The sequence below is a fragment of the Yersinia sp. LJYL362 genome (assembly GCF_048323875.1).
This window is the reverse complement of record NZ_JBLWEX010000179.1, coordinates 1-13,727: the sequence shown is the minus strand read 5'-3', so window position 1 is coordinate 13,727 and position 13,727 is coordinate 1. Positions and strand designations below refer to the sequence as shown.

Here is a 13,727-nt window from a genome sequence, read left to right as displayed (position 1 = left end):
TATCCGGCGCAACAAAGGGAGCTAAAAAGCCGCCACTCGCCGCATCAATATGCATATCAATATCGAGGCCAGTATCTTTTTGCAGTTTATCCAGCGCATCATGCAAGGGTTTGGGTAATTCATAATTACCGGTGTAAGTCACACCGAAAGTCGGCACTACACCAATAGTATTTTCGTCACAGGCCTCTATCATCCGCTGCGGGTCCATAAATAATTGCCCTGGAATCATAGGAATTTCTCGAATTTCCACATCCCAATAACGGGCAAATTTATGCCAACAAACTTGTACTGGCCCACAGACAAAATTAGGTTTATTGGTGGGTTTACCTGCCGCTGCCATTTTTTTACGCCAGCGCCACTTCATCGCCATGCCACCCAGCATACAAGCTTCTGACGAACCAATGGTATTCGTCCCTACCCCTTGTGCCCCTTTTGGGGTAGGGGCATTCCACAAATCAGCCATCATATTCACACAGCGCATATCTATTGCCGCTGATTGCGGATATTCCTCTTTATCAATCCAGTTTTTATTTATTGAAAGATCCATCAGTTTGTGGACATTATCGTCATCCCACGTCTGACAGAATGTCGCGAGGTTTTGTCGTGCATTACCATCAAGAAATAGCTCATCACTGATGATTTGAAAAGCAATATCCTCACGCATCTCCTCTTTAGGAAACACTTTGTTTTCTGAAATATTACGAATCGCTTTTGAACCAAAGCGAGAGTCTAATAAATCCGAGCGGTAATCATCCAGAGATTTTCTAGTCATTTCCTACCCCTATCCTAATTGATATAAACATTCAATTAAAAATCAGTGAAATCAAATAACTATAGAAATTAAAATTATTATTGAGCACAGAAAATATATCAATAGAGCACTATTATGATTTCACATGCTAATAAACGTTAGCACTGGAAAAAAAATGTGCCACTGCAAATACGAATATGTTTGTTTTAGGGATGGATGATTATTGTATTATTTTCATGCTAGCTTCTATTTATTAAGAAATTTTATGCCCAGTCTTTTCGAAAATATATTTCTCCTTTTTATCATTCAGGTTCTGTGGATAAAACTATTTCTATAGTGAATTATTTAACGTTTAATCACTTTTTCCCGGTGACAATCACTGGCATCCAGTATCTGGCCTTGCTGTGAAGATACCGCCAGTTTACTGATGGGTTGCCCATTCAGATTATCAACCAAAATTGAATGCTTTTCGCCTGCTGAAAAGAGATGCTCTTCACCCCATTGGCGTAAGCTGACTATAATCGGGAATAGTTGAACCCCCTTCTCGGTCAGCACATATTCATGGTAAGCACTGCCATCAGAAGCCGGGGCCACCCTCAAAATTCCATGTTCTACTAAATCGCGCAGACGCCCCGCCAAGATATTTTTCGCCAATCCAAGATTGTTACGAAATTCGCCAAAACGGCGAATGCCATCAAAAGCATCACGCACTATCATCAACGACCAGCGATCACCCAAAATCTCAAGTGTTTTGGCTACAGGGCACTCTTCTGCTTCAGCCCGGTCTTTATTCATTTTAGACATTCGTTGACTCCGATCTGCTGCGGGAAAAACTAGTTGCATATTAAAACCACCTCTGTTAAAAATCAATTAAGTGGTTTCAATTCGAAACTAGATTATGTGTCAGGCACTGTATGTCCACTGCAAACGAATCGACAAAAAGCCGCATCCAACCATTATCCAAAACAGTTTTTACGCCGCCCCTCAGCTCAATCAGGGTGCTGTTCTACTCGATTGGCAGTGCTATCGGAGCTATCTGTACCACTTGGGTATTTGCCCATGCTGGATGGTCAGGTGTTTGTATTCTTGGCGCAATGACCAGTGCCGTTGCAATCCTGTTTTTACATCTGGCGTACAGGAAACATTCCACGGGTGTAATCAATTGAATATCATAAATTTTATTTATGTGTCTTTTGTTCGACCTATACTCATATTAGTTATCGATAACAGAGTTCAGACCTTATAGGAGTATTCGTTATGCTGAATATAGACAGGAAATACCTTCTGAGTATTGATGAAGGAACCTTAAAGAAACAACGGCTTATTATGCGAGTTATTGCCGTATTACTGCTGCTCGGCGGGATTTTTTGTCTGATTAACCCATTAGCTTCCGGGGCTGCACTAAGTATGATTATCGGTATTCTGCTATTACTCAGCGGGATCGCGATGATAATTGGGATGATAGCTAACCGCACTAAAAACCTTTGGCCGATGGTCACTGGCATATTGCTGGGCGTGGCATATATCGTAATGGGTTATGTATTCATTACCAACCCTGCGGTGGGAATGATAAGTCTGGCGATAGTGCTGGCGGTGCTGTTTGCCTTTGGTGGGGTCATGCGGCTAATAACCGGCTACAGAACATGGGGTTTACCCGGCGCGTGGCTGCATATTTTGCTGGGGATATTAGACCTGGTTATTACCTATCTGCTGGTCAGTGCCGGGCCGTTGATGTCAATAACCATGGTCACCACCTTGGTGGGGATTGAGATGTTATTCAGTTCATTTAGCTGTTTCATGGTCGCGGGTTTATATAAACGCCAATCTTAATTCTTCTCCCTTAGCGGTATCGTGGGCTGCGATACCGCTGTCCTGGAAATATTTTCATGTTCTCGAACAACTATTGATACTCACCTTGGGAACTGCCACAGTGATATCAGTCTACTCAAGTTAATGAACGCCAATAAATATAGGCAGGTTGTGTGAAACTCACTGATTTTTTCATTGCTCTATTGATTACTGCCATCTGGGGCGTCAACTTCTCTATTATCAAACTGGGTTTAATTACCGCAGATCCACTTATTTTAGCCGGTATTCGCTTCACCCTTTGTGCATTACCCGCAGTCTTTTTCATTAAGAAACCTGATACCTCATGGCGTTATATAATAGGTTATGGACTCTTATTTGGTATTGGTCTGTGGGGTATTGTCAATCTGAGTATCAAAGCCGGCGTATCTGCTGGAATTGCCTCTTTGGTGCTGCAATTTGGTGCTTTTTTCACTATGGTTCTTGGCGCATTTTTATTCCACGAGAATCTATCTAAATATCAATATACGGGTATTATTGTCGCCCTATTAGGGCTAACCAGCATCATATTTATCAGTGACGGCTCCGTGACATTTATTGGTCTGGCTTTGGTATTATGCGGTGCAGTAGTTTGGGGGCTGGTCAGTATTATTATTAAAAAATCCAATACTAGACAGGTATTTTCATTTTTGGTCTGGTCGAGTTTATTCTCCCCTATACCACTCTTCATACTGAGTTATCTCTTTAATGGCCCGAGTGGATTTACTGAGTTAGCCATACATTTTAATTCAACCACGCTATTTTCTATTTTATTTCAGGTTTACCCGAATACATTATTCGCCTATTGGGTCTGGAATTCATTACTCACCCAATATCCCGTATCTGTCGTCGCACCGTTATCCCTGTTAGTGCCGATTTTCGGTATGCTAGGCTCAGTGATGATTTTCAATGAAAGTATTCCCTCCGGGAAGGTTATCGCGATGGTATTCATTATTAGTGGATTAATTATCGGCCTGTATGGAAAGCGGCTGATGGGTCTTCTACGGAGAAAAACATCAGTCACCCTCTAGTTTTGCTACCGCTGAATAAAATGCCCAGGATGAAGATGCTATAGTCAGCATTTATGCTTCGATGAGAACTATTATGTCCCGCAGTCAGCGTCTGCTTGATTTGATTCAAATTTTACGTCGCCATCGTTATCCGATTACCGGTGCTGCGTTGGCAGAGGAGCTGGCAATCAGTCTGCGGACACTTTATCGCGATATCGCCACCTTGCAACAGCAAGGGGCTGATATAACGGGTGAACCAGGCTTGGGCTATGTACTACGCCCTGGCTTTATGCTGCCACCTTTGATGTTTTCCGAAGAGGAAATCGAGGCGTTAGTATTAGGTTCACGTTGGGTCAGCTATCGGGGTGATACACAGCTAAGTTCGGCAGCACGTAATGCTTTGGCAAAGATTGCTGCGGTTTTGCCCGCAGATTTGCGCGATGAATTGGATGCCTCGACCCTATTAATCGGCCCTGCTGGCCATATGCCGGACAGTGAGCTAGCCCTCCCCCTCTTACGTCGGGCTATCCGCGCCGAGCAAAAGGTCGATATTACTTATCGTGACCTAAAAGGAGCTGAGTCCTACCGCCGCATTTGGCCGTTTGCTATTGGTTTTTTTGAACAGGTACGCGTAGTCGTTGCCTGGTGTGAGTTACGCCAAACCATTCGTAATTTTCGAGCTGACCGTATTAGTGCGATAGCACTGACCGACCAACGTTATCCTCAGCGACGACAGTTGCTGTTAAAACAGTGGCGTGAAACCGAGGGTATCGAAGAGCAATCTCTCCTGTCTGGCTCACCCAAAAAATAGCTTTTTATCACCCGCATAAATCAATAATCACTACTGACAGAAACTGTCAGTCTGACCCTTTAGGATAGAACTCAGTTAAGCGGCACTCGGTTAACATGAACCTATTAAATTGATTATAAAGGGATAATTACATGACAAATCCAAATTTCATTATTCTATATGTGGATAGCCCGGCAAACAGCGCTAAATTTTACGGCGAGTTATTAGCAAAAGAACCGGTGGAATTACACCCAACCTTCGCCATGTTTGCATTGGATTCAGGTGTGATGCTGGGGCTATGGTCAAAACATACGGTTGAACCTGCGGCGACGGCCACGGGTGGCGGCGGAGAGGTCGCTTTTGCCCTCGCCGACAAAGCCGCTGTACAAGTTTTATACCGCGACTGGCAGCAACGCGGGCTCGTTATTTTGCAAGCACCGGTACAAATGGATTTCGGCTTTACCTTTGTGGCGTTAGACCCTGATGGCCACCGCCTGCGAGTGTTTGGCGATTAATAGGCCGCCACACTGACAATCAGCCTCCCCCTAACCGAAGGAAATATGTCCTAATACGTATCGCCTTCGGTTAATACATCAGACTTCCTCTCTCCTTTAAGTGTCATATTCATGACGGCTATCACAATCAGCACATTGTGATTTCCCAAGCTGCATTGCACCGTCTAAATTTGAATAAAAAATCTCATCCGACCACTTGGCCGAAATAAGCTGTCGCGGAGAGAAATAACAATATGGAGACTGCAATGTTAGCTTACCCTCACCTGCTCGCCCCCTTGGATCTTGGCTTTACCACCCTGAAAAATCGCGTATTAATGGGCTCGATGCATACCGGTCTGGAAGAGTTGCCTGATGGCCCACAACGCTTAGCGGCATTCTATGCTGAACGCGCTGCGGGGGGCGTCGGCCTGATTGTCACAGGCGGTATTGCCCCCAATAAAAAGGGCGTGGTCTATCAGGGCGCATCGGTGCTCAATGACGCCACACAAGTGCCACATCATCAAATCGTGACTGACGCGGTGCATGATGCAGGTGGTAAAATCGCGCTACAAATTTTGCATGCTGGCCGTTATAGCTATCAAAAACAACCGGTTGCCCCCTCAGCATTACAAGCTCCGATTAACCCGTTTGCCCCTCAGGAATTGAGCCACGACGAAGTGCTGCAAACTATTGCTGACTTTGCTCACTGCGCGCAACTAGCCCAACAAGCGGGTTATGACGGTGTCGAGGTGATGGGTTCAGAAGGATATTTGATTAATCAATTTCTGACCGCCCGAACTAATCAGCGCAATGATGAATGGGGCGGTGACTTTACTCGTCGAATGCGTTTTGCCGTTGAAATCGTGCGGGCCGTGCGAGAAGCAACTGGCCCTGATTTTATCTTGATATACCGCCTTTCTATGCTCGACCTGGTGGAAGAAGGCTCCAGTTGGGATGAAATTGAACAGTTAGCGCGGGCAGTCGAGCAAGCAGGTGCGACTTTGATTAACACCGGTATTGGCTGGCATGAAGCCAGAATTCCCACTATCGCCACCATGGTGCCACGTGCTGGATTCAGTTGGGTGACCCGGAAATTGATGGGAAAAGTGAATATACCGCTTATCACCACCAACCGGATTAATGACCCCTCGGTGGCAGAGCAAGTGCTGACCGACGGCTGCGCCGATATGGTATCAATGGCCCGCCCTTTTCTCGCTGATGCGGCTTTTGTGCAAAAAGCAGCTCAGGACCGGGCGGATGAAATTAACACCTGTATCGGATGCAATCAGGCCTGTCTGGATCAGATTTTTGACGGCAAGTTGACCTCGTGTTTGGTCAATCCCCGCGCCTGCCGTGAAACCGAAATGCCCGTATTACCGACAGCAACACCAAAGCGGCTTGCTGTCGTCGGTTCCGGCCCCGCCGGATTAGCTTTTGCCGTCACTGCCGCCAGCCGCGGCCATCAAGTCACACTATTTGACGCGGCAACCGATATTGGCGGCCAGTTTAATATTGCCAAACAGATCCCCGGCAAAGAGGAATTCTACGAAACATTACGCTATTTTCGTCGCCAATTAGTACTTCATGGTGTCATTCAACAGTTGAATACCCCGGTTCAGCCGGAGCAATTGGTTGATTTTGATGAAGTGATCCTCGCCTGCGGCATACAACCGCGGTTACCCGACATCAAGGGTATTGAGCATCCCAAAGTACTGACCTATCTGGATGTTTTGCGTGATAAAAAACCGGTGGGAGAGCGAGTGGCTATTATTGGTGCGGGTGGAATTGGATTTGATACTGCCGAATATCTGAGCCAATCGGGTGATTCCAGCAGCCTGGATAGCCGTGCCTTCAGCCATGAATGGGGCATTGATCAAGATTTAACTCATCGCGGCGGGTTATCTCCTGAGGGAAGTCAAGTTCATCCATCACCTCGCCTGATTTTTCTGTTACAGCGAAAAAACAGTAAAGTCGGTGAAGGGCTAGGGAAAACAACTGGTTGGATACACCGCACCAGCCTGGCGATGCGGGGCGTGAAAATGCTCAACAGTGTCAGCTACGAACGTATTGATGATGAGGGGCTGCATATCATTCGAGCAGAACAAGCCAGTTGCCTGCCTGTCGATACCATTATTATTTGTGCCGGTCAGGAGCCGCGTCGGGAGTTGTATCAACCCTTGCTGGATATGGGTAAAACCGTGCATTTAATTGGTGGTGCTGATATCGCCGCTGAACTGGATGCCCGTCGGGCAATAGATCAAGGAACACGGCTGGCGCTGGCAATATAAGCATGAGTAAAAAGCGGGAAGTGGTAAATGCCACGCCCCGCAGCTTTAAGCCCCAAAAGAGATACCCAAAGTCATTGGAATCGCAGCTAGCAACCCCGTAGCGTCCAGGACAATCGCCTCGGGGTTAATTTTAGCAAAGGATTATCCAAAGTCATTGGAGTCACAGGTCGGCAGCAAGCAAACAAATCCCGATGAGCTGACTCAAGTCAGTGATTCGGGTGAGTGCGCGCCGCTAACACCCCTGTGCCTTCAAGGGCAAAGGATAATTAGAAATCACTATACGACATGTCGAGGCTACCACTACCCCCGCCCTCGGAACGTGATGAGGCCGTCTTCACCGCTTTAAGCACCATAAACTTCTGGTTGGAATCCAGCGTCTCGCAGTTCCCAAACAGTCGTTTCAGTTTGTGGAAATAATCCAGATGACGGTTCCCAACAATCATTAGCTCGCCGCCCACTTTCAGACAACGTTTGGCATCACAGAACATCTGCCAGGCCACATGGTCACTGACGGCATGTTGTTGATGGAATGGCGGGTTACACAGCACCAACTGTAAGCTCTCGCGCTCAACGCCAGCCAAACCATGACTCACCATAAATTCACAGCGCGATAAATCTTGCGGGCGGTTATAGGTGATATTCAGCTCACTGGATGCCACCGCCATGTATGACTCATCGACGAACAACATCTCTGCCAGCGGGTTTTGCTCTAATGCGATTAAACCTACCACCCCATTACCACAACCCAGATCGGCTATTTTACCCTCAACATCATAGGGCAAGATTTCCATAAAGAAGCGGGCACCGATATCCAAATTATTGCGCGAAAATACATTCGCATGGTTATGGATAACATATTCGGTATTTGCCAGCGGCCAATCGACTGTGTCCGGCGCATCGTCTGCCGGTGGAATATCAGCTACTTCACAGTGAATTAGGCGCGCTTTTTTCCATGCCAGTGTCGTTTTGGTCGGCCCAAGAATTTTTTCAAACAATTGCAGGGTTGAATTATGGACATCGCGAGATTTTGCACCCGCAATAATCACCGTATCTGGCGCAACCACACGACGCAAAGCATGCAATTGATGCTCCAACAGCGCCAAAGCTTTAGGGATCTTAATCACCACCAGCTTAGGGGCCTCAGGCAAGGCATCCATACTGCTTAGCAATGTGACTGCATCTTCATCCAGATGGTTTAAGCGTAAATTATGCGAAGTCGCCAATTGGCTCATATAAGAGTCACTGACACTAAAGGGACGATAAGCATGTAAAGCACAGGTCAGCGTACCGAACTGATCATTAAACACCAGCACCGGGCGGCCATCAATTTGGTTTAAGTCAATGTTTTGTAGCAGATATTCATCTGCTGCTTCCCATGCCTGTAAGGTATTGGAATTCTCTTGTGGGGGGAAACGCTCAAGCTCGAAGCTTTGTGTCCCCAGTAAGACTTGGCTCATCACCACTCCTGGCTTCTATTATAAATCACAAATTTGGGCTGTTTATCCCCTAAAACGGGCGCTCAGTAAAATGTTTTTTTGCTTAAATGCCGTTTTAGGCACAAACATGTCGCCTTCGACTGTGCCTCAGGAGGCAGATTTTACACTTTTGTGCTGAAAACATCCCGTTAAACCATAACTATTAATTATAAAAGGAAATAAATATCTCTTATTAAAACATGAGAATAATAAACAACAAGGAAATTAAGATTTATTAACAAATGATTTTCGCATGACAAAATAAAACATTATAAATACCAAACCACATTGTAATATAATCCATAGCCACAAGATTTACTGCCGTATTCATTATAAATTTAAATTAAACATAAAGAAGCCCCATCCCCTAACAATAAGTCATGGGGTCGTCAACCATTTATAAGGATTAGTGATATTAAATTATGGAAAATACAAATAACTCACGAAAAAATATATTAAAAAAAAGCCCTGTAGCTAAATTTGTTTCATCAGTATTATTTATATTAGGGAGTTCTTCAGCGATAGCTGAAGTGAATGCACAGGTAATTCACCAAGGTAAAACCAATGGCACGGTAATTCTGAATTCTAATCAAATGGCGCAAAATTCTATCATCGATGGTGCAGATCAGTTAATACTCACTGATAAAGCCAAAGCAATTAATACCCAGGTTAATACAGATAATCCTTCCTCAATCTTTCATCTAAAAGATAACAGTAGTGCTACGAACAGTACAATCAGTCATGGCCTCATGATGTTATCAGATCATGCCACAGCTTTAGTGACGTTTGTTGGTCTAAAAAAAGGTGAAGAGTCTGAAGATAATAAATTACTTGGGAAAATGTATATACGTAAAAACGGAAAAGCCCAAAATACAACGGTAGGTTCGGAGGGCGTTATCCGCCTCGAAAATAATGGTACGGCAGAAAACACGACGGTACTTAAAGGAGGGAAACTGCTTATTAAAAATGGAGAGGAAGATATAAAATTGATTGGGACGATAATGAAAGGGGGAGAACTGATACTAGAAAGTGAGGTTACGCTAGAGGGAGAAACGAAAATCTTCCCAAATTCAACGGTAAACACTGATGGTCATAACATTAAAAATAATGGGGACCTTTACTTCACAGGAAAGGGTAGAGAGATCACCGCCAATATAGAAGGTTCAGGCTCATTAACGCTACATAATCCAAATGCCACATTCATCTTAAAAGGAGTCAATCATGATACTAATCATAACGACTATTCATATTCCGGCTTAACAAATATAACAGCAGGATATCTTAAATTATCACAAGCAAAATTCTCCACAAGCCCAATTACGGGTGAGAAAGATACGAAATTAATTTTAGAAAATAGCTTACTCGATACGACGGTGTCGGGAGGGCATGTTAGTATCGACATCGATGGGGAAAGCAAATGGCATAATAGAGAGAACTCCAGTATTGGAAACCTGAATATACGTGAAGGCGGAAATTTAAATCTAAGTTCTTATCCAATGAATGTAGGCTCCTTTAATACACCTTATAAACCGTTAGCTAACCGACTGACCATTAATGGAGATTATCACAGCAACGGCGGTACCCTGGCGTTCTATAGCAAGCTGGAGGGAGATGACTCCGAGACTGACCGTATGTTGGTCGAAGGCAATACCTCGGGTCATACCAAGGTTAAAATTAATAATTTAGGCGGTGAAGGTGCGAAAACTGATTTAGGTATTCTTTTGATCGAGGTTAAAGGTGAATCTAATGGTGAATTCGAACAAGATGGTCGTGACGTCGCTGGTGCGTTTGAATATTTTCTCAGGCGTGGTAATGAAGCTGATCGTCGCAAAAACTGGTATATGATCAGTGATATCGAAAAATTTAAAATTGCGGGGGTTATAGCAGAACCAGAAAAAAATGATGATAAAGCAGCCAAACCAGACAGTAATCCCCATGAGGTTATAAAAACCACCGGAAAAGGTTACCCCGCCAATCCTGTCATTCAAACATTAAAGACTTTTATAGCAGAACTAGAAAAAAATGATGATAAAGCAGCCAAACCAGACAGTAATCCCCATGAGGTTATAAAAACCACCGGAAAAGGTTACCCCGCCAACCCTATCATTCAATCATTGGAGACTTTTATATCAGAACCAGAAAAAAATGATGATAAAGCAGCCAAACCAGACGGTAATCCCCATGAGGTTATAAAAACCACCGGAAAAGGTTACCCCGCCAATCCTATCATTCAATTACTGGCTGCTATACCAGAAGCAAAAAAACAGCAGACTGAATTAGTTGGGTCGCCTCAAGAAACGGATTCAATTATAGAAAAAGATAACACTTCAGTAGAAATACCTCCTGAAACTGCCAAAAATATTTCGCCAAGACAAGAAAGTGTAGTGATAGCACAAGACGAAGCATCGTCTAATAGCAACAACACTCTTCAAAAAACCTATCAGCCCGTTTATCGCCCTGAAAACGGCAGCTATATTGCCAATCTCTCAATGGCGAGAAATCTGTTTACTGCTGACCTAGAAAATCGTTCCGGGAATTATAAATATAAAGATGCAGCGACCGGAGAATGGCGTACCTCCAGTATGTGGATACAGACTCAGGGCGGGAGAAAACAGTTTGGTAACACAGTTGACCAACTGAATATCAAAGGGAAATACTACTCGGTTCAGCTTGGTGGCGATGTTGCTCAATGGGATATTGGTTCACAAGGCAGCGCACGAATCGGTATGTTGGCTGGGTTGGGTAAAGCAACTAACCACAGCAAATCTAGGGTTACGGGCTACTACTCTAATGGTTCAGTTAATGGTTATAACCTTGGTGTATATGCAACCTGGCTAGCCGATCAGCAAAATAAAACGGGGCTCTACATTGATACTCTGGCGCAATATAGCTGGTTTAATAATACCGTTAACGGCCAAGAACTGGCAGAGGAAAAATATAAATCCTCCGGTTTCACCAGCTCAATAGAAAGCGGTTATACCTTTAATATTGGCAGCACTGAGCAACTGAGCTATTTCATCCAGCCCAATGCAAATATCACCTGGGTGGGTATAAATGCTCAAAATCATATTGAAGCCAATAAAGATATCATCAATTATACTCACAGAGGCCAATTGATAACCCGTATTGGTGCTAAAACATACCTGCAAACCACCAATGACTCAGGTCAACAATTCATGCCATTTGTTGCCATTAACTGGCTTCATCAAAATCACAATACTGGCACACAACTTTCAGGGCGAGGTGTTGAGAACAGCAGCAAAAATAGTGCTGAACTCAAAATTGGCGTAGAAAGTAAAATTGACCAACGATTGCATGCTTGGGCAAATATCAATCATCAGATTGGAAATTATAATACCAGCGATACTAAAGCCTTAGTTGGCATAAAATACGCTTTCTGATAACAACAAAAGATACCTGTAAATATATTGCAGGTATCTTCACTTTAACACCACTTCACAACTCACATATCCCCTCCGGGGTAAAAATAATGTTGGTATTGCTCTTCTGTGGCTAACCGTTAGAAACCATCCAAACGGCTGGATTTTTCTAAGCAATAGGATTTTGTCTAACCCATCGGAAAACGCTATTATCACCACCAAGAAACACAAAACCATTGGCAGCCAGAGCACATATATATGCAGGAACTCACCTATCTGCAAGGTTATCCAGAACACTTACAGTCCCAGATACAGCAACTGATCACTGAACAGCGGTTGGGAAGTGTATTACGGCAACGCTACCCGCAACCTCATGATTACAATACAGATAAAATGCTGTATCAATATACGGTTGATTTAAAGAATCAATATCTGCGTAATGCGCAGCCACTCAGTAAAGTGGCCTATGACAGTAAAATCCAGGTGATGAAACATGCGCTAGGGCTGCACACCGCGATCTCCAGAGTGCAAGGTGGCAAATTAAAGGCAAAAGCAGAGATCCGAGTGGCTACAGTATTTAAAAATGCCCCTGAAGCCTTTTTGAAAATGATCGTGGTGCATGAATTAGCACATTTGAAAGAGAAAGATCACAACAAAGCGTTCTATAGTTTGTGCTGCCATATGGAACCGCAATATCATCAGTTAGAGTTTGATACGCGCCTTTATCTGACACACTTGGATCTGTTTGGCGCTATTTACTAGCCTTTAAAAACCAATCCGTTGATTGTGGGGCGGTTCAATGTGTTTTTCTTCTGTCGGAATGGAGTTCACTATGATTCGCTTCGCTGTTATTGGTACCAATTGGATCACCGCGCACTTTGTTGATGCCGCCCACGAAAGTGGCAAAATGAGACTGGCCGCTGTTTACTCGCGTAAATTAGAGCAAGCTAAAGAGTTTGCTGATAATTATAACGTTACTGATTGCTTTGATAATCTCGAGGCAATGGCAGCAAACGGTCAAATTGATGCCGTGTATATCGCCAGCCCAAACTCTTTGCATTACTCCCAAGCCAAATTGTTCCTCAGCCATAAAAAACACGTTATTTGTGAAAAGTCATTAGCCTCTAATTTTGCTGAAGTTGAAGCATTGGTTGCCTGTGCCCGCGAGCATGACGTGGTGCTATTCGAAGCATTTAAAACAGCCTATCTACCTAATTTTAATCAATTAAAACAGTCTCTGCCGCGCGTAGGGAAATTGCGTAAAGCGTTTATCAATTACTGCCAATATTCCTCACGTTACCAGCGCTATCTGAATGGCGAAAATCCTAATACCTTTAATCCCGCATTTTCAAATGGCTCAATCATGGATATTGGTTACTACTGTCTGGCAAGTGCTTTAGCTTTATGGGGAGCGCCTAAATCCGTGCTGGCAAGCGCAAGTTTATTACCGAGTGGGGTTGATGCCCACGGCACCGTTTGCCTAAATTATGGTGATTTTGATGTGGTTATTATTCACTCAAAAGTAAGCCAATCGGATATTCCTAGTGAAATTCAGGGCGAAGATGGCTCATTGGTTATCGAAAGCATCTCTGAATGCCTGTCTGTGGCCTTTACCCCCCGAGGCAGCCATTCACAAGATCTGACGCAGCCCCAGCATATTAATACTATGCTGTATGAAGCTGAGGTTTTTGCCA

At 44.2% G+C, this 13,727-nt stretch carries 12 protein-coding genes; 9 read left to right on the top strand and 3 right to left on the bottom strand.

Translation table 11 applies throughout. The features are described 5' to 3' along the window. Both ACNSO8_RS08775 and ACNSO8_RS08770 read right to left on the bottom strand, forming a co-directional pair. On the bottom strand, positions 1-772 hold a 772-nt coding region (locus tag ACNSO8_RS08775; protein WP_418394412.1), incomplete at its 3' end, for a pyridoxal-dependent decarboxylase. 324 nt (positions 773-1,096) lie between these two features. Further along, a complete protein-coding gene (locus ACNSO8_RS08770) occupies positions 1,097-1,555 on the bottom strand; it encodes a winged helix-turn-helix transcriptional regulator (protein ID WP_418394411.1) in 459 nt (152 codons plus the stop codon). 110 nt (positions 1,556-1,665) lie between these two features. Here ACNSO8_RS08770 and ACNSO8_RS08765 point away from each other — a divergent pair, with 110 nt between their 5' ends. From ACNSO8_RS08765 to ACNSO8_RS08740, 6 genes are all read left to right on the top strand, one after another. Further along, positions 1,666-1,917: a hypothetical protein gene (locus ACNSO8_RS08765; RefSeq protein ID WP_418394410.1), complete on the top strand. Its 252-nt coding sequence runs from the start codon at positions 1,666-1,668 to the stop codon at positions 1,915-1,917. 91 nt (positions 1,918-2,008) lie between these two features. Next, positions 2,009-2,581, top strand: a complete 573-nt coding sequence (locus tag ACNSO8_RS08760) for an HdeD family acid-resistance protein (RefSeq protein ID WP_418394409.1) — start codon at positions 2,009-2,011, stop codon at positions 2,579-2,581. A gap of 152 nt (positions 2,582-2,733) precedes the next feature. Then, positions 2,734-3,627 carry an EamA family transporter gene (locus ACNSO8_RS08755; protein WP_418394408.1) on the top strand — a complete coding sequence of 298 codons (894 nt, stop codon included), beginning with the start codon at positions 2,734-2,736 and terminating at the stop codon, positions 3,625-3,627. A gap of 73 nt (positions 3,628-3,700) precedes the next feature. Beyond that, positions 3,701-4,417 carry a helix-turn-helix transcriptional regulator gene (locus ACNSO8_RS08750; protein ID WP_418394407.1) on the top strand — a complete coding sequence of 239 codons (717 nt, stop codon included), beginning with the start codon at positions 3,701-3,703 and terminating at the stop codon, positions 4,415-4,417. A gap of 131 nt (positions 4,418-4,548) precedes the next feature. Next, entirely contained in the window at positions 4,549-4,911 is a 363-nt protein-coding gene (locus ACNSO8_RS08745) for a VOC family protein (protein ID WP_418394406.1), read from the top strand. Positions 4,912-5,156: 245 nt separating this feature from the next. Further along, a complete protein-coding gene (locus ACNSO8_RS08740; protein WP_418394405.1) occupies positions 5,157-7,178 on the top strand; it encodes an FAD-dependent oxidoreductase in 2,022 nt (673 codons plus the stop codon). A gap of 266 nt (positions 7,179-7,444) precedes the next feature. Here the strand turns inward: ACNSO8_RS08740 and rlmG are convergent, their stop codons facing one another. Beyond that, the gene (gene rlmG / locus ACNSO8_RS08735) at positions 7,445-8,635 is read right to left on the bottom strand and encodes a 23S rRNA (guanine(1835)-N(2))-methyltransferase RlmG (RefSeq protein ID WP_418394404.1); all 1,191 of its coding nucleotides are present in this window, start codon (positions 8,633-8,635) and stop codon (positions 7,445-7,447) included. A gap of 440 nt (positions 8,636-9,075) precedes the next feature. Here rlmG and ACNSO8_RS08730 point away from each other — a divergent pair, with 440 nt between their 5' ends. The 3 genes from ACNSO8_RS08730 to ACNSO8_RS08720 all read left to right on the top strand — a co-directional run. Further along, positions 9,076-12,054: an autotransporter outer membrane beta-barrel domain-containing protein gene (locus ACNSO8_RS08730; RefSeq protein ID WP_418394403.1), complete on the top strand. Its 2,979-nt coding sequence runs from the start codon at positions 9,076-9,078 to the stop codon at positions 12,052-12,054. A 231-nt stretch (positions 12,055-12,285) separates the two neighbouring features. Beyond that, positions 12,286-12,795: a M48 family metallopeptidase gene (locus ACNSO8_RS08725; RefSeq protein ID WP_418394413.1), complete on the top strand. Its 510-nt coding sequence runs from the start codon at positions 12,286-12,288 to the stop codon at positions 12,793-12,795. 70 nt (positions 12,796-12,865) lie between these two features. Continuing rightward, a partial coding sequence (locus ACNSO8_RS08720; RefSeq protein ID WP_418394402.1) for a Gfo/Idh/MocA family protein occupies positions 12,866-13,727 on the top strand: 862 nt, incomplete at its 3' end.